The sequence below is a fragment of the Peptostreptococcus sp. D1 genome (genome assembly GCF_900112955.1).
Lineage (GTDB): Bacteria > Bacillota > Clostridia > Peptostreptococcales > Peptostreptococcaceae > Peptostreptococcus.
Genome location: NZ_FONP01000014.1, coordinates 15,807 through 40,703, shown reverse-complemented (window position 1 = coordinate 40,703; position 24,897 = coordinate 15,807). Strand labels below are relative to the sequence as shown.

30 protein-coding genes are annotated in these 24,897 nt (G+C 33.3%); 25 read left to right on the top strand and 5 right to left on the bottom strand.

The features are described from left to right. Nucleotides 1–205 precede the first annotated feature (205 nt). The 5 genes from BM120_RS09140 to BM120_RS09120 form a co-directional block, all read right to left on the bottom strand. Nucleotides 206–1,300: a tyrosine-type recombinase/integrase gene (locus BM120_RS09140; protein ID WP_091995345.1), complete on the bottom strand. Its 1,095-nt coding sequence runs from the start codon at nucleotides 1,298–1,300 to the stop codon at nucleotides 206–208. A gap of 520 nt (nucleotides 1,301–1,820) precedes the next feature. Next, nucleotides 1,821–2,207 carry a helix-turn-helix domain-containing protein gene (locus BM120_RS09135; protein WP_091995343.1) on the bottom strand — a complete coding sequence of 129 codons (387 nt, stop codon included), beginning with the start codon at nucleotides 2,205–2,207 and terminating at the stop codon, nucleotides 1,821–1,823. A 10-nt stretch (nucleotides 2,208–2,217) separates the two neighbouring features. Next, a complete protein-coding gene (locus BM120_RS09130) occupies nucleotides 2,218–3,186 on the bottom strand; it encodes a thermonuclease family protein (protein ID WP_091995341.1) in 969 nt (322 codons plus the stop codon). Between the two features lie 36 nt (nucleotides 3,187–3,222). Continuing rightward, the gene (locus BM120_RS09125; protein ID WP_091995339.1) at nucleotides 3,223–3,825 is read right to left on the bottom strand and encodes an ImmA/IrrE family metallo-endopeptidase; all 603 of its coding nucleotides are present in this window, start codon (nucleotides 3,823–3,825) and stop codon (nucleotides 3,223–3,225) included. A gap of 9 nt (nucleotides 3,826–3,834) precedes the next feature. Further along, the gene (locus BM120_RS09120) at nucleotides 3,835–4,089 is read right to left on the bottom strand and encodes a helix-turn-helix domain-containing protein (RefSeq protein WP_207645714.1); all 255 of its coding nucleotides are present in this window, start codon (nucleotides 4,087–4,089) and stop codon (nucleotides 3,835–3,837) included. A gap of 296 nt (nucleotides 4,090–4,385) precedes the next feature. On the opposite strand from BM120_RS09120, the gene BM120_RS09115 reads away from it, so the two are divergent. The 25 genes from BM120_RS09115 to BM120_RS09000 all read left to right on the top strand — a co-directional run bounded on the left by BM120_RS09115 (nucleotide 4,386) and on the right by BM120_RS09000 (nucleotide 24,893). Beyond that, nucleotides 4,386–4,565 carry a helix-turn-helix domain-containing protein gene (locus BM120_RS09115; protein ID WP_091995335.1) on the top strand — a complete coding sequence of 60 codons (180 nt, stop codon included), beginning with the start codon at nucleotides 4,386–4,388 and terminating at the stop codon, nucleotides 4,563–4,565. Between the two features lie 11 nt (nucleotides 4,566–4,576). After that, entirely contained in the window at nucleotides 4,577–4,807 is a 231-nt protein-coding gene (locus BM120_RS09110; RefSeq protein WP_091995332.1) for a hypothetical protein, read from the top strand. A gap of 14 nt (nucleotides 4,808–4,821) precedes the next feature. Further along, nucleotides 4,822–5,109 (top strand): hypothetical protein, encoded by a 288-nt coding sequence (locus BM120_RS09105; protein WP_091995329.1) that lies wholly within the window; start codon nucleotides 4,822–4,824, stop codon nucleotides 5,107–5,109. Nucleotides 5,110–5,250: 141 nt separating this feature from the next. Next, nucleotides 5,251–5,634 carry a hypothetical protein gene (locus BM120_RS09100; protein ID WP_091995327.1) on the top strand — a complete coding sequence of 128 codons (384 nt, stop codon included), beginning with the start codon at nucleotides 5,251–5,253 and terminating at the stop codon, nucleotides 5,632–5,634. Next, the gene (locus BM120_RS09095) at nucleotides 5,615–6,988 is read left to right on the top strand and encodes a DEAD/DEAH box helicase (RefSeq protein ID WP_091995324.1); all 1,374 of its coding nucleotides are present in this window, start codon (nucleotides 5,615–5,617) and stop codon (nucleotides 6,986–6,988) included. The genes BM120_RS09100 and BM120_RS09095 overlap by 20 nt, the downstream gene beginning before the upstream one ends. Nucleotides 6,989–7,080: 92 nt before the next feature. Then, nucleotides 7,081–9,714, top strand: coding sequence for an ERF family protein (locus BM120_RS09090; protein WP_091995321.1), 2,634 nt, complete (start codon nucleotides 7,081–7,083; stop codon nucleotides 9,712–9,714). A 45-nt stretch (nucleotides 9,715–9,759) separates the two neighbouring features. Then, nucleotides 9,760–10,035 carry a hypothetical protein gene (locus BM120_RS09085; protein ID WP_091995318.1) on the top strand — a complete coding sequence of 92 codons (276 nt, stop codon included), beginning with the start codon at nucleotides 9,760–9,762 and terminating at the stop codon, nucleotides 10,033–10,035. Between the two features lie 18 nt (nucleotides 10,036–10,053). Continuing rightward, entirely contained in the window at nucleotides 10,054–11,094 is a 1,041-nt protein-coding gene (locus BM120_RS09080) for a YqaJ viral recombinase family protein (RefSeq protein WP_091995315.1), read from the top strand. A 15-nt stretch (nucleotides 11,095–11,109) separates the two neighbouring features. Further along, complete coding sequence (locus tag BM120_RS09075; RefSeq protein WP_091995312.1) at nucleotides 11,110–12,480, top strand: helicase-related protein; 1,371 nt, start codon at nucleotides 11,110–11,112, stop codon at nucleotides 12,478–12,480. After that, entirely contained in the window at nucleotides 12,480–13,445 is a 966-nt protein-coding gene (locus BM120_RS09070) for a DNA-methyltransferase (RefSeq protein WP_091995310.1), read from the top strand. Before BM120_RS09075 ends, BM120_RS09070 begins: the two co-directional genes overlap by 1 nt. 19 nt (nucleotides 13,446–13,464) lie before the next feature. Beyond that, the gene (locus BM120_RS09065; protein WP_091995308.1) at nucleotides 13,465–13,905 is read left to right on the top strand and encodes a hypothetical protein; all 441 of its coding nucleotides are present in this window, start codon (nucleotides 13,465–13,467) and stop codon (nucleotides 13,903–13,905) included. Nucleotides 13,906–13,918: 13 nt separating this feature from the next. After that, nucleotides 13,919–14,401 (top strand): hypothetical protein, encoded by a 483-nt coding sequence (locus tag BM120_RS09060; protein ID WP_091995305.1) that lies wholly within the window; start codon nucleotides 13,919–13,921, stop codon nucleotides 14,399–14,401. A gap of 1 nt (nucleotide 14,402) precedes the next feature. Beyond that, the gene (locus BM120_RS09055; protein WP_091995303.1) at nucleotides 14,403–14,702 is read left to right on the top strand and encodes a hypothetical protein; all 300 of its coding nucleotides are present in this window, start codon (nucleotides 14,403–14,405) and stop codon (nucleotides 14,700–14,702) included. Next, a complete protein-coding gene (locus BM120_RS09050) occupies nucleotides 14,686–15,207 on the top strand; it encodes an HD domain-containing protein (protein ID WP_091995300.1) in 522 nt (173 codons plus the stop codon). Before BM120_RS09055 ends, BM120_RS09050 begins: the two co-directional genes overlap by 17 nt. Before the next feature lie 10 nt (nucleotides 15,208–15,217). Further along, entirely contained in the window at nucleotides 15,218–15,421 is a 204-nt protein-coding gene (locus tag BM120_RS09045; RefSeq protein WP_091995297.1) for a hypothetical protein, read from the top strand. A gap of 112 nt (nucleotides 15,422–15,533) precedes the next feature. Then, nucleotides 15,534–17,441: a DNA primase family protein gene (locus tag BM120_RS09040; RefSeq protein WP_091995294.1), complete on the top strand. Its 1,908-nt coding sequence runs from the start codon at nucleotides 15,534–15,536 to the stop codon at nucleotides 17,439–17,441. Between the two features lie 12 nt (nucleotides 17,442–17,453). Then, on the top strand, nucleotides 17,454–17,714 hold the full coding sequence (locus BM120_RS09035; RefSeq protein WP_091995291.1) for a hypothetical protein: 261 nt from the start codon (nucleotides 17,454–17,456) through the stop codon (nucleotides 17,712–17,714). 12 nt (nucleotides 17,715–17,726) lie between these two features. Continuing rightward, nucleotides 17,727–18,209, top strand: coding sequence for a nucleoside 2-deoxyribosyltransferase (locus BM120_RS09030; protein WP_091995288.1), 483 nt, complete (start codon nucleotides 17,727–17,729; stop codon nucleotides 18,207–18,209). A 20-nt stretch (nucleotides 18,210–18,229) separates the two neighbouring features. After that, nucleotides 18,230–18,355 carry a hypothetical protein gene (locus tag BM120_RS11225; RefSeq protein ID WP_278335341.1) on the top strand — a complete coding sequence of 42 codons (126 nt, stop codon included), beginning with the start codon at nucleotides 18,230–18,232 and terminating at the stop codon, nucleotides 18,353–18,355. Between the two features lie 19 nt (nucleotides 18,356–18,374). Further along, nucleotides 18,375–20,561 (top strand): anaerobic ribonucleoside-triphosphate reductase, encoded by a 2,187-nt coding sequence (nrdD, locus tag BM120_RS09025; protein WP_091995285.1) that lies wholly within the window; start codon nucleotides 18,375–18,377, stop codon nucleotides 20,559–20,561. 17 nt (nucleotides 20,562–20,578) lie between these two features. After that, nucleotides 20,579–21,085 (top strand): anaerobic ribonucleoside-triphosphate reductase activating protein, encoded by a 507-nt coding sequence (nrdG, locus tag BM120_RS09020; protein WP_091995282.1) that lies wholly within the window; start codon nucleotides 20,579–20,581, stop codon nucleotides 21,083–21,085. Nucleotides 21,086–21,541: 456 nt separating this feature from the next. Beyond that, nucleotides 21,542–21,886, top strand: coding sequence for a DUF1492 domain-containing protein (locus BM120_RS09015; protein WP_177187411.1), 345 nt, complete (start codon nucleotides 21,542–21,544; stop codon nucleotides 21,884–21,886). Nucleotides 21,887–22,070: 184 nt separating this feature from the next. Next, a complete protein-coding gene (locus BM120_RS09010) occupies nucleotides 22,071–22,475 on the top strand; it encodes an HNH endonuclease signature motif containing protein (protein ID WP_091995276.1) in 405 nt (134 codons plus the stop codon). 187 nt (nucleotides 22,476–22,662) lie between these two features. Then, the gene (locus BM120_RS09005) at nucleotides 22,663–23,139 is read left to right on the top strand and encodes a phage terminase small subunit P27 family (protein ID WP_091995273.1); all 477 of its coding nucleotides are present in this window, start codon (nucleotides 22,663–22,665) and stop codon (nucleotides 23,137–23,139) included. Beyond that, nucleotides 23,139–24,893, top strand: a complete 1,755-nt coding sequence (locus tag BM120_RS09000) for a terminase large subunit (protein ID WP_091995271.1) — start codon at nucleotides 23,139–23,141, stop codon at nucleotides 24,891–24,893. Before BM120_RS09005 ends, BM120_RS09000 begins: the two co-directional genes overlap by 1 nt. Nucleotides 24,894–24,897: the final 4 nt, after the last annotated feature.

Below are 24,897 nucleotides of genomic sequence, written 5' to 3'. Positions count from 1 at the left end.
ATTGGACACTAGCGACATTATAACACTTGATAAATCAACAAAAAAAACTTTAATATACCATTATGGTGTTATATATTGTATAATATAGTTATACAATTAAAAGTAAGATTTGATGTATAAAACATTGAAATATCAACAAATAATAAAAGTCTATAAGATATTTTTACTTATTAGGGGACAAGAAAGGGACAAACTAGATAAAAAATTAAAAAATATTCAAGTTTTTGAAATAGTCTTGTTGGTCTTTTTTCATTTTCTCAGTCACTTGAATATATATATCTGTAGTCATTTTATCATCTTCGTGTCCAAGTCTATCTTGTATATATTTAAGTGGTACACCTTGCTCAGCCAGTAAAGAGGCACAGGTTTTTCTAAACATATGCGTATTTGACTTATATCCGTATCGTTTTAAAATTGTTCTAGCAGTATCATAACAATAAGGCTCACCATGTTTAGTAGGAAATAGATATCTAGATTCAATACCATACATTTTTTTTATAAATACAGACTCTTTTTTTATTTGTATCATTCGCTTGTTGATACCTATATCATCGATTGATTTTTTATTTTTAGGGGTGTTAACAGAACCATTATAAATTCTCTTATATATATGAGCTATCTGTTCTTGTTCGTCAATATCATCTTCATACAGTGCGATTACTTCACCGAATCTTTTTCCAAGGATTGTTTGAGCTTCCAATATTAGCCTTAGCATTTTGGGATAATAACTTTTCGATGTTGATAAGGTATTAAAAAGATTTGTCAATTCTTCACGTGTATAGTATTGCCTTTCGTCACAATCTTGGTTAATCACCTCCTGTAGTGTTTTTTTCTTTTTTAGATCTTTCTTGATAAATAAACTAATATCTTTATCAGTCAATTCATTTCGGTAAGCCCATTTAAATAATATTTTAGAGTATGTTCTAAGGTGGTTATGAGGAAGTGTCTTATTTATGTATAGAGATGTAATGTTAGATACTTTTGTATCTTTGCCTAGTAATGACTGAATTTCTTTCATAACTCTAATTCTGTGAGGATATGTTGAATCTTCTTTTAGAACATTTTTTACATCTTCCAAATAAAGTTTTATCATAGAGCCTACAGTGACATCGATGTTATTGTTGATATTATCGGATAGTATTGTATCTATCTTTTTGTTTAGTTCTCGTTGTGCCAGTTTTTCGATATGTCTGTTATTTTTCTCATAGGTTATGGTTACAGATTTCCAATTGCCTGTCATTGGATCTTTATATTTTTCTCTATATTTGAACTTACCATTTTTTAGTTGCTCCACATTCATAATTTACCATCCTTTCTAAAATATCGGTTTGACGCTCTAAACGGTCGTATTAGCGTTTTAACACTAATCGACAATAAAAGTACTAAGTGTAATTATAAAAGACCGTATAAAAGATTTTAGACGGGTTTTATACACATCAACACATACCACATATAATGAATTTTTAGTTACCTATTTTCATTGAGAAAAACCAAAATATCAAATATAACAAAATAACAAAAATTTTTCCAACTCTTATATATATTTTATTTTTATTATATATACTTATATATTATTAATTATTACATTAACTTAAAGAAAATTATGTTATTATGTTATATTCTATATAGGAATTGTGTATTTTCAAGGGTTTGAAGTATAACAAAAACTATAACACTTGCTAACAAAAACAATATGTTTTTGTTATTTTTTTTGTTGATGGATGTTTAAAAATTGTGGTAAAAAATGTAAAGTTTTTTTTGTTAGTAGTTTTGTTATGGTTTTTTGTTATAGTTTTTGTTATTTTATCTTAATTTGAAAATTATAGATTTTTACGCATTTTTAAGGCTAGTTGATAACTTAGGTCAAGCGAGTTCATAAGCAATTTTTTTGTATTTTCATTCATAATTTTGCCCTCGATTTTAACATTTGGATTTTCTATACTAATCTTAGTATGCTCTATTATTTTTTCAACATCTAGCAATGGTATACTTGGTTCGTTTTCAACTAGTTTACCTGATACCAGTTCATCGAGTTTGATATTTAAAGCTGTACAAATCTTTACCATATTTAACATTGTTGCAGTCATGATACCATTTTTTAGAATAGTCGATAAAGTAGAGTATGGTATGCCAATGTTGAATGTGAACTCACGTAAAGAGCCATATTTTGATGTGATTAACTCACGCAGTTGATTTTCTATAGTCATTAATAGTCACCTACCTTTTAGCACGAATATAACCTGCATCTATTGCTTCTTGTTCTGTGTCGAAATAAACTACATTATCTTCGCTTATCTTATTATATGACATACCACCTGGAACATGGTATTTCATAGATTTTCTGTTACCTTTTATTTTTCCATTTTCCGTTGTGTCGGCGTTATAATTAGTTGTATTATTATCAGGCGATTTAGGTTGTTCCTCTATTTGTGCATTAGACCATAAACCTATATTATTTTCTCTTGCCGTATGTTGCAATCGAGCGAATATGGTACTATACTTACTGTCGGGTTGATAGGTATATGCATGGGCATATCCATTTTTAACTAAAATTGCGTTATACATTTTGGTTACAACTTCATCTTCAATTGGATCATCGGATGATGGTCTTTCAAGCCATACATATCTAAGCAGTCTACCGTATTTATCAGTCTCAGATACATCTTTTTGCAAGTAGATAGTTTTGTCAGCAAGTGAATTTTTAGTGAAGTCACTAGCTTCTTTACCATAAAATTCAACTGGCTTATTAGGGTGTACAGTTTCAGGTGTATCTACCCCTATCAATCTAAGTTTATGTGTTTGACCATTGATGGATATATGTATGGTGTCACCGTCAATAACTCTAACTACTTTAGCCTCGTCGAAGTGATTACTAACAACTGGTTTAGCTTTTACTTTTTGAGGTTTTTGTTCTGTTTTCTTAGGTTCACTCTTAACCTTATCAACTTTTTGAGATGCTTCTTTTTTTGAATTTACCTCTACAGGGTTACTAGCGTTTTTAGTCGCATCATCAGGTGCAAAAAATCCACATCCGATAAAGGATGCTATAATAATACCAATAAGGATTTTACAATTTTTCACATACTTCTTTTTCTTATTGTTCTTCCTATTCTTTATAGTCAAAATACCAAAAACTATTAGAGAAATGAAAGATATAAAAAATACAAATGATAAAAATACAAACATAATAGTACTTGCTCCTTTCAAATGAACATCATAATTTTACATATATGCACTTATTAAATTTATTTTATTAGTATAATGTTTAAACTTTTCTATAACACAGTCGCTGTATTTTACCGACTTGTAATCAAGATCTAGATACTGATATCTAATATTCATAAATTGTTCACTAACGTTAAATTTCTTTGCGAAATTCTTTGGACTTGGAAGTTGTTTTAAGTTTACTATCAGTGGTGCAGGTGACAGTAAATTTCTAGCAAATACATTTGCTTCTATCTCTAATACATTATTCTTAACCAACTTATTATGAGACAGTACGTCGTTTGTAAAAAGATGACCTAATACGATATGACCTATCTCGTGAGCGATTGTAAAATTGATTCTTTCAGTCATTTGCGATTCGTTGTAAAAAATACAAACTTCCCCGTTATTTACAAATGAAAACCCATCACTGGAAATACTATATAATTTCCAATCGAATGATGTGTAAGGAATTAATTTCCAATTATTTTTATCACATATCGCTCTTAAATCAACTGGGTAATTAATAGTATCATCTATAAAATCTCCCAAAACATAATAAACAAAACTGTACCTTGGGTACTTTGGAATTTTTAAATACTCATCGTAATTATAGACCATTGACACCTCCTATTTATTCTTAAATACATCAATCATGTTTAATACTGCATCTAGCTGTTCAGCAGATAAAGAAGAAGCTTTTCTAGCTATTAGTTTGCTTTTTTCGTTTTCGATAGGTTCTTCACCCGATAAAAGATATTCTATCGATACTCCTAAAACTTTAGAAACTCTGTATAATTTATCTGCCGATGGAATTGAGTCTGCCCACCGTCTAATTGTACCATTTCCTAAATTAGATTTTCTTTCAATTTCAGCAATAGACATATCCCTGATAACTGCTAATTGTTGGATTCTCTCTAATAAATTCAATTTTTAACCTCCATAAAAAATAATTAGCGAATTTGCTATTGACAATTAGCATTTTATCCATTATACTTGACATATAAGCTAAAACGCAATGCATAAAAAACCGCTAAATATATAATAAAAAAAAATAACATTTATAACTTCGGCAAAAGTTTTATGTTTATTCATCGTGCTTATATATTAGCATATTAGCTATTATAAGTCAATATTTTTTCTAAGAAAATTTGTTGATAATACGAAAGGGGGTGAAAAAAATGAATTTTAAAATTGAAGTAAAAGTGGCTTTACTGAAAAAAAACAAGTCAATGAAATGGCTGGCCGATGAGCTTGATATTTCAGCCGCATATTTATCCGATATCATCAATGGTAATCGAAAAGCCGAGCATTATAGAAAAAAGATAATTAATATTTTAAATATTAAAGAACAAAATTAGGAGGTGCTTAAATGAAAATTATTGCAAATAAAAAGAACAACGTCGAAATAGGTGATATAGTTCTATATCAAAATAATGAAAAACTACTAATACCTGATGATGATGGGAATATATGTTTATTAGATTTAAAAACTTTCAGAAAAATTACAATTAATGAATCTATATTAGAAGATTATATTTCAAGAGGTGAACTTAAACTTTTGATTAAATATAATGACATTATTATTGAAGAGCACGAGTAAGGTGATGATAAAAAGTGAAAAAAGAAAAAATTATTTTACCCGACATGATTAGAAAAAAAGACGTAATTCAGTACTTCCAAATTGGAAGAACAAAAGGGGATGAGATATTTGAAAAGGCTTGGGAAGAGGCAGAAAAGAACGAGAAGATACCAGTTCAGTGTATAGCTGAATATGGTTCGCTTAAGTTTATATCTAGAAAAGCTTATGCATATTATCTGCATTACGGCATGAGATTGCAGGATTCAGTAGCAAGAAAGAGCGTCCCACCATTTTCTGCGATAGAATATCAAGATTACATTTAGCGGGGTGAGAAAATGAATAATTTTATAGAAAGAACATTAGGAGCGACTAAATACGCATTATTGATATTATACGAATATATTTGCTCATATCTCAAGTGGGCGAATGAATAGCAAAAGGAAATTAAAAGAATGAGAGGGAATATGATAAAAATTAAAGATTTAATAAACAATCAAATGGTAAGGGTCGATTTAAACGGTGAAATGATAATAGGAGAAGTCAGATCAATATATAAATCACTTAGATGCAATATGGATTCTGATTATGTGATAATTATAAAATTAAAGAATAATGAGTTAAGAAAAATACATCAATCAGAGATACATCATATAGAGTTGATACATGAAAATAAAGAGAAAGTAATATCGGAAGAACAATTTTGCCATATAGCAGGCAAAATTATAGGGGACGTAGTAGATGAGCGTCAAGATATTCGAGATTTATTAATTGTATTCACTGGTATGTTGGCTGGTGAATTATTTAAGAATAATAAAATAGAGGGTATAAATGACAATCAATTTATATAATCATCAAAAAATAGCATTATCATATACCCGATTACATGATAATTTTGCATTATTCATGGAGCAAGGGACAGGTAAAACTCTATCAGCGTTATTCAGATTGAGGGATTTGATAAAGTCTAAAGAAGTAAACAGTATTTTGGTAGTTGGTCCCAAATCAGCATTAGGAGCATGGGAAAGAGATATGGAGTTATTTGGTGATGAAGATACGAGGTTACTACAGAAACATATTACGCTGATTAACTATGATAAAGTGTGGCGTGGGACTAGATATAATAATATATACGATTGTATTATTTTGGATGAAGCTCATTTTATTAAGAATAGGACATCCAAGCGGTCAGACTTTTTATTGAAGCTAGCTAGCAGAGCTAAGTATAAATATATTTTAACTGGTACACCTGTATCCAATGGTCACCTTGAAGATATATGGAGTCAATTTTGTTTCCTAGATTGCTATGTTGAGCGTGGTCACACTTATAGTAATATATTCCGTCGTAAGATGGATGAGTACGAACCGAGTGTCAAACATAAAGGCTCATACCGAGAATTTTTAAAAAGATATGCAATACTCAATAAGTATTTCAAACCGAGTTCTTACATCCACGTCAACGAGCTACAGGATATCATGGATGAGTATAGTTTCAGAGTCAAAAAAGATGAATGTCTAGATTTACCAGATAAGCTACCGGATGAAATTATAAAAGTGGACTTAAAGGTTAAGGATAAATACAAGAGGTTAGCCACTAAGTCAGCACTTTTAGAATATGACATCCTGGCAGAGAACCCATTGGCACGTCAGATTAAACTTAGACAGCTAGCAAGTGGATTTATAGTTATGGAAGACGGCAGTATAGAAGAGGTTCCATGCGAGAAGATAAGTATACTACAGGAGATTATAGAAAGTTTCCCAAGCGAGAAGAAATTAGTAATATTCGCACATTTTATACAGTCCATCGCTAATATCAGCAAGTTATTAACTAAGCTGAAAGTAAAGTATGTTGTTTTAAATGGAGAGCAAAAAGACAAAAAAATTTGGCGTAAGTTTCAAGAAGACGAGTCTATCAAAATTATTGTTTGTCAGTACGAAACGGCGTCAGCAGGGATTGACTTATTCGCTAGTGATACGATTATTTATTACGAACCCACTATAAGAACTATATCATTAGAGCAGTCAAGAGACAGGATTCACAGGACAGGACAGACGCAGAAATGTAGTTATATACACCTATTGACCAAAGGAACTATCGAGGTTGATATATATAGGGCATTGTCGCAATACGCAGATTTTACGGAGGAGCTATTCAATGAGTATATAGAAAGTTATCAGAGAAAATATGGAGGTGGTAAAAAATGAAGCATTGTATAATGTGTGACTGTATTTTAGAAGACAACCACGAGGCAGATATATGCGAGGTGTGTTTAGATGATATGAGCGAAGGTAAGTAAATGAACGTATACATTTATGACATAGAAGTATTTCAGGACGATTGGGTAGTGGTATTTAGAAGACCGGAAGAAGGTTCTAACCATGTAGTGATACATAATGATAACTTTCATCTGAGAAGTTTTTTAGAACAGCCTAACATTATTTTAGGAGGCTTTAATAATAAGCACTATGACAACTGGGTTCTACTTACAATGTTTCTAGGAGGATCCAATGTCGAGGTTAAACGACATAATGATCATATATTAAACGGCGGTAACGCATGGGAATTTCCTTTCGTATCATATAAAAAATTACCAGTTCCAACATTTGATTTAAGGGACGATATAGCAGATAAAGGAATATCCCTGAAAGCTATAGAGGGTAATTTAGGATTGCCTATAGTAGAGTCATCCATACCTTTTAATATAGATCGTAAGTTAACAGCTGAAGAGCTGGACGAGGTCATACAATATTGTAAGTATGACGTAGATAGTACTATCAAGCTATATCATGAGCGTAAAGAAGACTATATAGATGCTAAGATTATGGTGGCCGATATGTATGGTGTCACACCATCAGAAGGCGTAGGACTAACCAACGCCAAGTTATCAGCTAAGGTCTTAGGTGCGAAGCTGGTAAAAAGGACAGACGAGCGAGATTACATTGTACCCGATAACATTAATGTTGACGATATTCCGCTAAAAGTCATGGAGTTTTTTAATCAAATACGTGATAAGTCGATACCCGACATAAAACTATTCGGTTCGCCTGGGTCAAAAGGAGTGACATTGGATATAATTTTTAAGACGTCATATGGATCTTGTCCAGTGACATATGCTTGGGGTGGAGTTCATGGTGCAAAACCATGCGTTACAGTTGAGGAAGATAAGGATAGGGTCATAATCAATCAAGACGTAGCTAGTCTATACCCTAATTCGATGATAAATTTCGGATATTGTTCTAGGTCCATGGAAGATGCTGGAGCCTATGAAACTCTAGTCAAGAGAAGACTAGGTTATAAAAAGCAAGGTGACAGGCAACGAGCCAGTGCATTGAAGTTAGTTGTTAATACTGTGTATGGTGCTATGTTGAATCAATATAATGATTTAGCAGATAGATGGGCTGGTAGGTCTGTATGTATCACAAACCAACTGGCAATGACAATGCTGATTGTAAGATTATCAAGAGCTTGTAAGTCAATTGATTTTATTAATATAAACACCGATGGTATTATGTTTTCAATCGACCGTAAAGAGGTAGATTTATCTGAAAAAATAGTAGCCGAGTGGTGCGAAATTACTAAGTTTGAGATGGAGAGGGACGACTTTGTAAAAGTCATCCAGAAGGATGTCAACAATTATATAGGCATCAAAGCCGATGGTACGTTTAAGACTAAAGGTGGTTTTGTATCCTTATACAATGGTGGTAATTTTAAAACAAACTCACTTTCAATAATTCATAAGGCAGTAGTTGACTTCTTAGTTAACGGTATACCGGTCGAAAAAACTATACGAGAGTGTGATGACATATTTAAATTTCAGCAGATTGTAAAAACAGGTGGTACATTCGATGGTACATATCATTATATCAACGGTGAAAAATATGAAGTGCAAAAAGTTAATAGAATATACGCTGTCAAAGATGAATCTTATGGTCAAATAGTCAAAGGTAAGAGGGTTACTTTTAAACGAAAGAAAAATAAAGAAACCGGCAAGATGGATAAAATACCAGTAAATCCACCAGAGTGGCAAGAATCGACAATTTCAGAGTGTCCCAGTCATGCATATATAGACAACGAAAATAAGTTAACTATAGATAAGCTGGACCTGGATTATTATATCAATATGGCTAAGGGTCGTATCGATAAATATATAAACATAGACCGAAAAGTCGAGAATAAACTAAAAAAAATAACAGAGGAGGTTATAATAATGGCTACAGCAAAAGCAACAAAAAATGTGTATCAAAAATTGTTAGAAGCAAGAAAGGAGTTCCTAGAAGCAGGAATTAAGAAAACAGGCATCAATAGCTTTGCAGAGTATAAGTATTTCACATTAGACGAAATCATACCCACAAAGCAAAGAATATTTAAAGAACTTGGACTAGCTGACGTAATTTCGTTCAGTGATGTAGATGCAGTTTTACAGATATTTAACGTTGATAATCCAGAGGAGTCAATTATATTTACATCACAGTTAGCCACTGATGAATCACTAATTAAAAATCCTATACAGAAGGTAGGAGCTGTTCAAACATACATAAGAAGATATCTATATATGTTAGCATTAGACATTATAGAGAGCGACGGTATAGAGGCTGTAACAGGCAAGCCGGTAGATGAGGACGGTAAGGCGTCAAAGTCTACCAAAAAGAAATCTAGTAAACCTGCTACACCAGGAGAAAGAGAAGAGGTTAAGGAAGAGTTGACAGATGCTGATGGAGAATTTACAAAGACGCAAAAGACAGCTATTACAAATGGTCTTAAAAAACTAAGGGCTAAGTATATGGATAAGGATAATGTTGTATTCGATGACGAGTTAGAAAAGAAATATTCTAAGTTCATAAGATCCACAGTTAGGAGAGTCAAGGATGGGCTAACTAAGTCTGAGGCGGATGATTTACTGATAGAAATTGGTGAGAAGGTAGTAGAATAATTATATTCAAAGTTAACGGCAAACCGTTAGAAAGGGTTGAGAAATATGTATTTAAATGTTTTATCGTTTAAAAATGGGAAAACACTAGCATTTAGGACAGATACGCCTTATAGCGTCAATAAGTTAAATGAAACTATAGGAGCTGATAAGTATGGCGACTGGAATCTAGTTACAGATAATTCTACAGGTGAAATTGCAAGTTTCAGAGGTACTGAGGTAGTGACTATATCAACAGTACATATCAAAGATAAGGAAACTACAGTAGTTAAAAACTCAAAAAAGAAAAACAAGAAGTCTTTTAAAGCTAGGATAGTTCAATAGTAAAGAGGAGTGATAGTTATGGAATTTATAGCGAATAACAAAATTAAGGTTGATCCACCGAAAAAACCAAAGAAATTGACAGCGACAAGGTTCGCATCAATTCTGGGATTTAATAATTGGTCTACACCATTTAAAGCGTGGTGTGAGATGACGAGGACATATGAAGAGCCGTTTGAAGATACTATATATACGATAGCAGGTAAAACCATAGAGCCTAAAATATGTAACTATTTGAGAGATAGGTATTTTATGGACATTAAAAGCCCTACAGATGTATATGGTCCAGATTACTTCAAAAAAACATGGGGTGATTTTTTTAAGGATACTGAAGCATTGGGTGGTATGTGGGACTTTATAGGAGATGAGTTTGTGGTAGAAGTTAAGACCACAAAGAGAGTAGAAGATTGGAAGGGTGTGGACGGAAAAATAGAGCCACCAATATATTATAAATTACAGGCGTGTTTGTATGCTTACCTACTAGGTTTTGATGATGTGGTTATGACTTGTAGTTTCCTGGAGGATAAGGATTATACAAATCCAAAAAAGTTTGAGCCTAACATAGATAATACTGTAGTGATAGAATTTAGTCTATCAAAAGAGTATCCGACTTTTAAAGAATCCTACATAGAACCAGCATTGAAGTTTTGGGATGATCATGTGTTAACTGGTATATCGCCAGAGTTTGACGAGAAGAGGGACGCTGACATACTAAAGGTTCTGAGAAAGAATGTTACTGAGGCTAAGGATGAAGACATTCAAAAGCTTATGTTGGAAGCTGACAAGCTTATAACATCTATAAATAAAGCAGAAGACAAATTAAAGGAAAAAAAGGATAGATTAAAAGAGATACAAGCTATAGTAAAAAAATCTATGACTACACAATTTAGGGAGGGTGATACTAAGGTAGAAATAGCTAGTAAAAAATATACTTGGACACTTACAAAATCTAATCGTACATCACTGGATCAGACTAAATTAAAGAAAGAATTACCCGATGTATTTGAGAAATATAAAAAATCATCCGATGTATATACATTAAAAACATCTTCGATTGATTAGGAGGGATATTGATAAATGCTTTTACAATACGAACAATTTATTAAAAATAAAATAGCTGTATCAATTGAATCGGGGTTTGATGTAAATAGAAGTCTATTAAATAAAAAATTATTTGACTATCAGAAAGATATAGTCAGATGGAGCTTAAAAAAAGGCAGGTCAGCTATATTTGCAGATTGTGGCTTAGGTAAGACTTTAATGCAGTTGGAGTTTGCACAGCAGATTATAAATAGAGTGGGTGGTAAAGTATTAATAATAGCACCATTAGCAGTAACAGGACAAACTAAGTTAGAGGGTCAAGAATTTGGATATGATGTAAATATTTGTGAATCTCAAGAAGATGTGATAGACGGGATAAATATAACCAACTATGAAAAGCTGGATAGATTTGTAGGTAATAAATTTGTAGGTGTTGTTTTAGATGAGTCAAGTATACTGAAATCTTTCACAGGAAAGATACGGGATAATATCATAAATATTTTTAGAAATACACCATATAAACTAGCTTGTACAGCTACACCATCTCCCAACGATTACATGGAACTAGGTAATCATAGCGAGTTTTTAGGGGTTATGACGAGGACTGAGATGTTATCGATGTACTTTATTCACGATTCAGGGGAAACATCAAAATGGAGACTAAAAGGACACGCGGAAGATGTTTTTTGGGAATGGATGAGTTCGTGGGCAGTTGTGTTAGATAATCCGAGAAACTTAGGATATGATATTCAAGGGTTTGATTTACCTAAATTAAATATACATCAGATAATAGTTGATGGAGATAGCGTTATAACTGAAAAACAGACGTTAACACAAAGAAGGCAGGCAAGAAAAGACTCGTTAAAACTTAGATGTAAGGCGGCTAGTGAATTGGTTAATGAGTCAGACGAGCAGTGGTTAGTGTGGTGCGATTTAAACGCTGAATCGGAGATGCTACATAAATTGATCAATTCGTCATATGAAATAAAAGGGTCTGATAAAGCTAAGTATAAAACTGAAACAATGATAAAATTTTCAGATGGTAGTATAAAATGCCTTGTTACAAAACCAAAAATAGCTGGCTTTGGTATGAATTGGCAACAGTGCCATAATATGATATTTGTTGGTTTATCAGATAGTTATGAGGCATATTATCAGGCGGTTAGAAGATGCTGGAGGTTTGGTCAAACCCACGAAGTTAATGTTTATATAATAATTTCAGCTAGAGAGGGTGCCGTTAAGGAAAATATAGAAAGAAAAGAAGTTGATGCTGAGAATATGAAAAGACAAATGCTAGCATTGACTAAAGAAATTACTAAGAAAAATTTAGAAAGAACAACTAGGATTATGACAGCTTATGAGCCAAATGTAAGAATGAGATTACCTAACTGGGAGGAAATGAGTTAATGGAACATAAAATATTAAATCAAACTATAAATGAGTTTTATAGTTGTTATCACGGTGATAGTGTAGAAGTACTGAAAGGAATACCTGATAATAGCATCCACTATAGTATATTTAGTCCACCTTTTGCAAGCTTATATACGTATTCAAATAGTGATAGAGATATGGGTAACAGTAAAGATGATAAAGAGTTTTATAATCATTTTAAATATTTAATAGATGAGCTATACAGGGTGATAATGCCCGGTAGATTGGTAAGTTTTCATTGCATGGATATACCTATGATGAAGTCGAGGGACGGTGTGATAGGGTTAAAAGATTTTCCAGGGGAGTTAATCAGATTATTTACAGATGCAGGATTTATATATCATAGTAGAGTAGTCATTTGGAAAGATCCATTAGTAGAGGCGACAAGAACAAAGGCATTAGGTTTGATGCATAAACAATTGTGTAAAGACTCATCTATGTGTAGAAATGGGCTACCAGATTATTTAATAACTATGAGAAAGCCTGGGGAAAATCCTGAAAGAATAACTCATGAAGGTGGACTTGATAGATTTTTTGGAGAGAATGAACCGGAGGGAGTAAAGGGGGATAGACCTAAACCGGATCAAGAATTATATGACAAAAAGCAAAAATATAACATTACGCCGGTATATTCTCATCAAGTTTGGAGAAAATATGCGAGTCCTGTATGGATGGATATAAGACAGTCAAATACACTTAATAAACAGCAGGCTAGGGATGATAAGGATGAGAGGCACATATGTCCGTTACAGTTAGATTTGATAGCTAGGTGTATAGAGTTGTGGTCTAATCCAGATGATATAGTACTAGACCCATTTGCTGGCATAGGTAGCTCAAATTATATGGCTTTGAAAATGAACAGACGTGCTATAGGTATCGAACTAAAAGAATCATATTATAAATTACTAGTAGAAAATTCAGAAAAAGCAATAATTATTTAAAAAAATAGGAGGTAAAGTTATGAAATTTGAAAAGTTTGTAAAGAGAGTAGGAGTACACGGAAAAATAGTAAAGGATGGAGATAGACCGTGGTTGATATGTAATGGTGTTGGTATGTTAGTTCCTGAGGGAGTAAAGCCATTTGGTAATGTAGATGAGCCTACAAGCCTAATGAGGACAATACTAAATGCAGATATAGACGACGATGAATTGATGTTAAGTAGAGCGTCATTACCTTACGCAGATTCTAAACCAGCGGATATAGTCAGAGTATTTAAAACAGATGTTGGTGACGAGATAGGTATAAGCAATGAGAATTTTGGTTTGATAGAAAAAGATGACAGATTGGTATATCTAGAAGTTGAGATATCGGATGATAATATTGAGAAGTTTGTATTGGTTACTGACCGTATGAGCAATACAATAGTAGGATTCATAAATGGAACATTATTAAATTACTAGGAGGAGTAAAGACATGGCAAAAATGAAGTTAGCAGAAAGCACATTTACACTAATACCGGAAGGGATAACAATATTTAAGATTATGGAAGTAGACGAATCTAAATACGAAGATTATGGTAAATTAAAAGTTGTATTACAAACAGCTAGGGGAGAAAAACATACCGAACAGTTTTCTTTCAAGAAGAAAAACGGAGATATCAACGAGGGAGCATTAAAAGCTTGGTCGTACTTTGCTAGGACTTGCCTAAACAATTTCCAGGTTGAAGAGATAGATACACAAGACATTGTAGGTTGCTATATTAAAGCTACAGTAAAGCACGAAACGTATATACGTCAAACAGGCGATAAAGCAGGTGAAGAAGGAACAGCTGTTAGATTAAATGATTATTGTTCAGCTAGTGGATTTGATAAGACTAGTAAAAAAATAGATAATGAAGATATTGAGGAAGAGGATGATGCCGACCTAGATGACCTTGACGAGTTAGACGACTTATAAAATGGGTAAGCCAGAAAAAAAGTTACAAGATAAGGCTATAGCCTATCTAAAAAAACAAAAAATATATTATATTAATCAGTTCGGGGATGGGTTTACTGGTAAAGGTAAACCCGACCTTGTAACTTGTATAAATGGTCGCTTTGTAGCGTTTGAATTAAAGGTCGGTAAAAATGATTTACAGGATGACCAGATTATACATAAACGTAAAATAGAACGATCCGATGGAGTGCACTATGCGCCGTATACGATAGAGGAATTTATAAATATAGTGAAGGAGTTACAAAATGGAAACCAGAGATAGAATAATAAAATTTACTGAAATAATGCCGATTCACACAAGAATAGATAGGCAGATATTAATAGATATGGGATTCTTTACAGCACCAGCAAGTACCAGATTTCATGGAAACTATGAGGGAGGATTATTTGACCATAGCTTAAAAGTAACAGAGATGCTGGTGGAATTGACAGAGAAGTTGAGTCTTGAATGGGAAAGACCAGAAAGCCCTTATATCATAGGAATGTACCATGATATTTGTAAGTGTGATAATTATGAGTGGGATTTTGAACAATTACAATATATTTATAATGATGATCAGATAATGCCAGGTCATGCTGAAAAGTCAATTATTATGCTGCAACATCACCTAAGACTTACAGACGAAGAAGTAGCTTGTATAAGATGGCACATGGGAGCATATGAAACCAAAATGTGGGATTATTATGATAGGGCTATCAAGAAATATCACAATGTATTATTTACACATACAGCCGATATGATTGCTAGTAAAATTATAGGTATTTAAAGGTGACTATATGGACAAGAATAAATTGAATGCGTCGGGGTGTAAAGACATAACAGCATATGAGGCTATTAGAAAAGTAGATAGTGATGCTAGATCAGAGGAAAGACTACAGAAGCTATTAACAGCTATATTTTGTATATGTGAATTGGCAGGTTTTCACGTTGAAGGACGTATAGCATTGAAGGATAAGCGTACAGGTAAAATTTGGAGGTAAGTATGGAAAAAGTAGAAAATATTAAACCAAATTATTATAACAATACTAATATATCACCGTTTGATGTGATAGAGTTAGAGCAGGTTAAGAATCACAAATAAGAGGTGATACAATGCAGTATATCATATTAAATGGTAAAACGCCCACTCACGATTTTAAGAACGGAGAGGGTACGTATACCAAGGAAGAGGCTATGGAGTTTGATAACGTGGCAGTGATGGTACCTAAGGGCTACATTGTGTTAGACTTTGATACTACTAGCGACGCTGAGTTAATGTTAAAAATAATAGACGCATTACAACTCAAAACTAAGGTTATGAAAACCACTAGGGGGATTCACTGCTGGTTTAAAGCATCTGATAAGGACCCTAAAAATTTTATAAAACAGCGACTAGCCATAGGTTTATATTGCGACCGTAAGAGTGGCGGGCGTAATGCATATGTAAAAATAAAGCAAGACGGAAAAGTCAGGGAGTGGATACGTCCTGTCAAGATGAAAGACATTCAAGAGGTACCTAAATGGCTAACGGCTGTATCATCGCCATCAAACAAATTTAACTTTAAAGGTATGGGTGACGGTTCGGGGCGTAATCAAGAACTGTTTGATTACATTGTATATTTACAGGCTAAAGGTTTCAATCGTGATGAAATAAGGGATACTATACCCATTATAAACGACTATATATTTGACGACCCTCTTAGTGAGTTAGAGATTGCGACAATTTGTAGAGATGAGGCTTTTAAACCAGATGAAGAAATTAATGCACAAATCAAAAAAGCCAATTTTAACCACGTGGAAATAGCTGAAGAATTAATAGAAGAGTATACGTTGATTAACTATAATAATTGTATTCATGAGTATAAAGATGGTTGTTATATACCGTGTGAAATGCTAGGTAGATATATTCGCAAAAAAGTATATGCGATTAAAAATAATCAGAGGAACGAAATAGTGGCATACATAAACGATATGGAAAAAATAAACGGGAGGAATTTAAAAGTGTACCCTTATATAATAACTACAAAAAATACTAGGTATAATCTAAAAACTGGTGAGTGCTTACCTTTTGATAAATCGATTATAGATTTTGCACAGATACCAGTGGTATATGACCCATCTGCATACTGTGCTGACTTAGACAAGATGTTAAATAGAGTGTTTCTTGCAGATAGAGAAGTAATCAACCTATTTGAAGAAATGTTGGGTGCCACATTACTTAAACATAATAGATACCAAAAAGCATTTTTATTCTATGGTGGGGGATCTAATGGTAAAAGTACAATACTAGATTTAATAAAAACTTTTTTAGGAGCTAGGAATTTTTCAGCAATAGCACTAGAGAAAGTAACAGATAGATTTAACACTGTAGAATTAGAAAATAAGTTGGCTAATATTGGTGATGATATAGATAACGTGACTATCAAAGATACGGGGACGTTAAAAAAACTGTTTTCAGGAAATTCAATTATGGTTGAGCGTAAGGGAGAAAGACCCTACACAATAGAGCCGTATGCAACTCATATATACAGTTGTAATGCTATTCCTAGGTCGTTTGATAAGTCAGACGGATTTTATAGACGTTGGATTTTGATACCATTCGATGCTAGATTTACGGCAGATGATGAAGATTATGATCCGCTTATAGGTGAAAAAATAACTACCGAAGAAGCATTGAGTTACTTATTGAATTTGGCAATAAGAGGGGTTAAGAGATTAATTACTAAGGGTAAATTTACAGAGCCAGCAAGAGTAAAATCGGCACTTAATAAATATAAAACAGATAATTCCACAGTTTTAACATATATTGAAGACCAAGATTTAACTGAATATTATATGTTGGATAAACCTAAAGATGTTTTGTATAGTGAATTTGTAGATTGGTGTAAATTATCGGGAATAAAGACGAGTAATATAACGGGTAAAAAAGGATTCTATAGAGAAGTTGTTGACAAGTTTGGATTTGAAGAAAAAGCCACTCAGAAGGGTGACGGCAAAAGGTATTTTATAGAAAAACTATAACGGAGGACGTAGATGGCAGATTCTTATAATTGTTGTAGATGGTGTAAAAATTATGATAAAGAGTCAGGTTGTATATATCTCGCCGATAAACTAGGCACCAATCTAGACTTTGTATTTGAAGACGGATATATACACGAGATGTTATTAGAAAGTAACATAAATATGGATGATGTACGATATATTAACGATAGGATCGAAAATATTTTAAGAGGTAGTTTAGAGGCAAAATTAAACGTGAACATAAATAGTTTTTGTTGTAATGAATTTGAATAAGGAGATTAAAAAATGAAAAATAAATTTGTATACATAGCAAGCGACATAATGAGCACAGGTGCTCAACATGAAATATCATTGATAGAGGACGTTCTTGACGATTTGGGATTTGATTATTATTCGGCTAGAAAGAATACCGAGATAAATGATAAATCCAATGTTAGTGTTGAGGAGAATAATAAACTAGCGGAGAAAATAGTAAAGCAAGATACGGATAGAATTAAAAAAGCTGACATAATAATATTCAATATTAAATCCCATGCGTTGGGTACTATTGCAGAGTTAGGGCAAGTGTGGGGTCTCAATAATAATAGTATGGATAAGAAGTGTTTCTTTCTTTATGACGATATAAGGCGTACAGATATACCGGAGAAATCAGATAGAAGGTCTTGGTCAATCAATCAGTATCTATATGGTTTAGTTTTAGCTTTATCGAAAGGTAGAGGATTCTTAAGAGATTTAGATGAGTTAAGAAAAGAGCTTTTAAAAGTATAAACAGAGCGGGAGGAGTAACCATGAGAAATCTAAGTGAAAAAATATCAACAATGCTTTTGTTATTAATAGCTGGAGCAGGTACAATAGCATTTGTGTCTGTAATGATAGCTATAATTAAATCAATATGGGCGTCTTACATTCTATAGATAAAGGAGGAAATAATAGATGTTGGTAATCAAGCGAAATGGTAAAGAGGTAGAATTTAATAATGGCAAAATAAAACAAGCTATATTAAAAGCCAATACCACACTATCAGAGAGTGAAAAACTAAGTGAGTCATACATAGATGGACTAGTAGACATAGTTATAGATAAGTGTAACAAATTTGATAAAATAGGTAGTTCTTTAAATGTAGAAGATATACAAGATGTAGTTGAAGAAGTATTAATGCAATTTAGCACAGCAGAACTGTCGAGAGCTTACGTTAGATATAGATATGACAGGGAAAAGATAAGAGCAACTAATAATATCGATGATGAAGTATTAACTCTTATAGAGTGTGAAAATGAAGATATTATACAAGAAAATAGTAATAAAAATCCTACTATAATATCAACACAGCGTGATTATATGGCTGGTGCTATTAGCAAGGATTTATCGCGTAGAAAGTTTTTATCTAAGGATATAATAGATGCTCATGACACTGGATTAATACATTTTCATGACATGGATTATTTTGCACAACATACTCATAATTGTTGCTTGGTAAATCTCGAGGATATGTTACAAAATGGTACAGTTATATCGGGTACAACGATTGAAAGACCTCATTGTTTTTCAACAGCGTGTAATATAGCTACGCAAATAATTGCCCAAGTTGCAAGCAGTCAGTATGGTGGTCAGAGTATAACATTGGCACATCTAGCACCGTTTGTACAAGAAACGAGGCTAAAATATTTGAGAAAATTTGAGAATGTAAAAAATACAATGTCTCCGGAAGAGTGGTATGGATTTATAGAAGATTTAGTGGACGATGATATACGACGCGGAGTACAGACTATTCAATATCAGGTGGTGACTTTGATGACTACTAATGGTCAGGCTCCATTTGTAACCATATACATGGATATAAACGAGGTTCCACCTGGTCCTCTTAGAGATGATTTAGCTTGTATTATAGCCGAAGTACTAAGGCAAAGGATTAAGGGCGTCAAAAATGAAGTAGGACAGTGGATAGCACCAGCATTTCCAAAACTTATATATTGCTTGGATGAAAATAATGCTTATCCGAGTGGTGAATATTATCATATTACAAAATTAGCTGCTGAATGCACAGCCAAGAGAATGGTTCCTGATTATATATCATCTAAAGTAATGCGAAATCTTAAGGGTGATGTATATACGTGTATGGGGTGTAGGTCGTTTCTTACACCAGATAGGACACCGAAGAATTTGGCTAATGCTAAAAATTACAAGTATGGTAAGAAGTATTATGGAAGATTTAATCAAGGTGTAGTTACAATTAATCTAGTTGACGTAGCGTTAAGTTCAAATAGAGATACTGTCAAATTCTGGGATATACTGGGGGATAGGTTAGAAATATGCTTTAAGGCTCTTATGGCTAGACATAAGAGATTATTAGGTACACCGTCGGACGTAGCACCGATACTATGGCAATATGGGGCACTAGCAAGGCTTGAAAAAGGAGAAACTATAGATAAGTTGCTATATGATGGATACTCTACAATATCGTTAGGGTACGCCGGATTATATGAGTGTACTAAGTACATGACAGGAAAGAGTCACACAGAGGATATTAAAGGTAAGCCATTTGCCATAGCATTAATGAAAACTTTGAATCTAGTTACAGAGCAATGGAGAAAAGCTACCAATATAGATTTTAGCTTGTATGGTACACCATTAGAGTCAACAACTTATAAATTTGCAAAGTGTTTACAAAAACGCCATGGAATAATCGAAGGTATCACAGATAAAAATTACATAACTAATTCATATCATGTGAACGTCAGAGAGGAGATTAACGCATTTGATAAGCTAAGATTAGAGTCAGAGTTTCAGCCATTAAGCCCAGGAGGAGCAATAAGTTATGTTGAGGTCCCTAACATGACAAATAATTTAGAAGCTGTATTAGAAGTGATAAGGTACATATATGAAACCATAATGTACGCAGAAATCAATACAAAATTTGACTATTGCCACAAGTGTGGATTTGAGGGAGAAATTAAAATCATCAAGGATCATCATGGGAAATTGATTTGGCAGTGCCCTAATTGTCGTAACACTGACCAAAAAGAGATGACAGTAACGCGTCGTACTTGTGGGTACTTAGGGTCAAATTTCTGGAATCAAGGGCGTACTCAAGAGATAGACGATAGGGTCTTACACTTATAAAATAAGGAATAAGCTCTATGAATTATAGCAAAATTAACATCACTGACATAGCTAATGGTCCAGGTGTTAGGGTGAGTCTATTTGTATCTGGGTGCCGTAATCGGTGCCCTGGATGCTTTAATCCGGAGACGTGGGACTTTAATCATGGTGAAAAATTCACGTTATCTACTATATCTAATTTATTATCCGCACTAGATAAAAGTTATATATCGGGGTTGACGATACTAGGTGGTGATCCGTTAGAGCCTGAAAATTTGGGAGTAGTTACTCAAATTTGTAAAATTATAAAGACTATAAATTGCGATAAAACAATATGGATTTATACTGGATATACATATGAAAATTTTAAGGATATAGAGTTGCTAAAATATGTAGATGTAGTGGTAGATGGTAAATTTATAGAATCTCAAAAAGATATCTCTTTACAATTTAGAGGCTCAAAAAATCAGAGAATTATAGATATAAAGGCAACAAAATCTACAGGTGATATAGAAATGTGGATAACAAAAACTGATAAAATATAACAAAAACAGGTGTTTAGTTTTTGTTATATAACAAAAATTAAAGGTAGCGTTTTGACTTATGAAAAAAATAAAACAAACATATATAACAAAAAATATAGTTTTTGTTATGATTTTGTTATAGTTTTTGTTATATTTAAAAATGCTATAAGCCTTGTAAATACTACATTATTGTTCTAAATATAACATAATAACATAATATTTACTAACTTAATATAATATTTAATATATATAGTATATATAAGCAAAAATATAGTATAAATAAAAATATATATAGGAGTTGCGTTTTTTTGTGTTATTTTGTTATTTTTGACGGAATTAGATATACTTTATATTTTCGCTAAGAGTGAGGTGATAAACGTGGATGATATCCAAAAAAAAGTTAAAAGTAAAAAAATATTTCTTAAACGTTATCGAAAAAATAATGCTTGTATATTAAGATTAAAAAATAAATTATATGTGACTGAATCACGATTAAAAAATCCAAAATCACCATCATATTCTAGTATGCCAAAAGGTAATCCTATAACAACAGAAGATATCATAGCAGATAAATATGATCTTGAAAACAGGATTGAGAAACTAACTAAAAAGGGCGAGCGTATAAAATGTGAAATAATAAATCAAATAGATATGATAGATGATCCTAGATATTGCGAGATATTGGAATCATATTTTATAGATTGCCTAGATATGGATACTATAGCTGATGAAATGGGATATGGTAAAAGACACGTGTATAAATTGTATTCAGAAGCTATAACAAGACTTGTAATATATGACAGTAAAATGCCAGTAAATTGATACTAATTAGCCATTAACAAAACTTATAAATTGAGATAGAATGATATTGTGGACGATTGGGAAAGTTGTTCACTATAAACAAACATCACCCAACAAATTATAATCAACGTGAAGGACCTGTATATATGGGTCCTTTTATCGTTGGTTATAGATTTAGTGGAAAATATGGATTGGAGGGATTGATGTGTTATTAAAGTCATGTGCCAGGTGTGGAGCTTTAATTCAATATGGGGGTACCTATTGCAGGGTATGTAGTGATGTGGTAGCCAAGGAGAATGAGCTAAGACGACAAGAGTCAGTTAAGCGAAGTAATAGAAAGTATAATAAAACGCGAGAACCAAAGTATACTAAGTTCTATAATTCTAAGGACTGGCGTGTGCTATCTCAATCTTATATGCAGGATAAAGGATACAAGTGTGAAGTCTGTGGACAGATAGCAACGGAAGTTCATCATATTAAACCTATTCAAACGGACGATGGTTGGAACAGACGACTTGATTATGATAACCTTGAATTGTTATGTAAACAATGTCACAACGATAAGCATGATAGATTTAAACGCCGTAAAAGACATTTTAAGAGAGATTGACACATTGCACAATAAAAGTATCGGTGATTATGTTCGAACGTGCTATAAGTCGCGATATGAACATCTAAGATGGTAGGGGGTGGTATAAATTCTATAGAGGTTTCTAGGGGATAACGGTACAGGGGGGGACAGCGTGGCAAAAAGTCCCTTTTTTTATTTATGACACTAATAGTAAGGGGGTGAGAATATGGGAAGAAATAAACAGCCGATTGAATTAGTTATAGCTAAGGGAAATAAACACCTTACCAAAGATGAAATCAAATTCAGACGTGACTCTGAAATAAAACCAATTACAGATGGAATTGAGGCACCTAGTTATTTAACAAAAAAGCAAAAGGAGCAGTTTGACAAACTAGCTGAGAAGTTAGGTAAATTAAAAATTATGGGCGAAACCGATATCGACGCACTCGCTAGATATATTATATCCAATGATTTTTATTTGAACGTAGTTAAGCAGCTTAGAAAAAAAGAAGTAATGAATGATGCCGATAAAAGCTGGAAGTGGTCGGCCATGATGGATAGGTATTTCAAACAGTGTCGAACAAGTGCTAGCGATTTAGGATTAACCATATCAAGTCGCTGTAAGCTGGTAGTTCCAGAAATCAACAAAGAAGCACCGAAAGAAAATAAATTTAAAAAGTTTGAAAAGACATCTGGTACTTAATGAGCAGTGCAGTTTTGAATGACCGTGTTACTCGATATGCACGAGACGTTGTTTCTGGAAAAGTTCCAAGCGGTGAACTTCACAGGCTAGCCTGTAAGCGACATCTAAATAACCTGGATAATCAGAGAACGGATAAGTTCCCATATTACTATAACCCAGCTAAGGCAAATGAAATAATCGACTTCGCAGAGACCCTAACCATTGCAGAAGGTGAAGAACCAAAACCTCTTAAACTACTGGATTCACAGGCGTTTGATTTAGGATGTACATTTGGTTGGTTTAAGTGTAGTAATGATAAGAGGCGGTTTAGAAGACGTTATAAATCAATGGCAAGACAGAATGGTAAGACTTTTGAGAATGGTATTATTGGAACCTATATAGCAGGATTCGGTGGTTATCATTATGGTAAATTATTTACAGTGGCTACGAAGAAAAGGCAGGCTAGATTAGCTTGGGAGGAAATGAGTAAGTTCATTACAATCGATGATGACTTGGGCGACTATTTCGAGGTCAAGGATTATAAGTCAACCGTTGTAGCGGTAAATACAAATTGTACCATTGAAGCATTGAGTCGTGAGGCAGGTTTGGAAGATGGTTTTAGAAGTATATATTCATCCATTGATGAAATCCACCAGCACCGAGATAACAAGATATACAAGGCTCTGTATAATGGTACTAGGTCACTACCCGAAACATTAGTATCCATGATTACGACCAGGGGTGATAATTTAAATTCGTTTTGCAAAGAAATGGATGATTATTGTATTAATATATTGCGTGGAACAGCAACAGCAGAGGATTTTTTCGTAGATATTTATTGTTTAGATCCTGATGATGATATATGGGACCCTAATAATTGGTCTAAAGCTAATCCATTTATCAGTGCAGACCCTGAACGATTTGAGACTCTTAAAATCGACGCTCAGACAGCTAAGGATATGGGCGGGAGTGACTTAAGAGACTTTATTACCAAGTGTCTTAATATGTGGGTACAAAATGCCGATATTCAATTCATTCACGCTGGCAAGTGGTCAGAATGTGCAGGAGATAGGACCCTTGAAGATTTTAGGGGTCAATCGTGTTTCGTTGGCCTCGACCTATCGAGTGGCGGGGACTTAACAACTTACGCATTAGAGTTTGCAGAACCGACCCAGGATGGCAAGGAGAAGTATTATATATACTCACATTCATTCATGCCTAGAGGACGATTAGAAGAACATATTGCAACAGACCTAGCACCATATGATATATGGGAGCAGATGGAGTTAATCACCGTTACAGGTGGATTGAATGACTTTAAAAACGACTATAAGTTTATTATTAGAGACCTTAAACGAGTTCAAGAAGAGTATGATTTGACTTTTTTAGGTATAGGAATAGACCCTCATAATGCAGACGGCATCTTATCCGATTTGGAAGGATTTGGGTGTCCAGTGGTATTAATAACTCAATCGTGTAAGAGTCTAAATGATGCAACAGTGGATATACAACTATTAGTTAAAAGTGGAGATATAGAATATAACAAGAATGACGAGCTTTTGAGCTGGTCTTTTTTAAATGCCACTATTGTTAGAAACTCATTTGACGAGGTAAAAGTCGATAAGAAACCAGGGGCTAGATGTGCACGTATTGACCCAGTCGATGCTATAGTAGATGCCCACGCTTGCAGACTTAAAAACAAGCAAGAAGTTATTGTCGATATACCTAGTGAAATGGATAATTATCTCGAAATGATGGGTTGGAAAACAAAATAAGCGT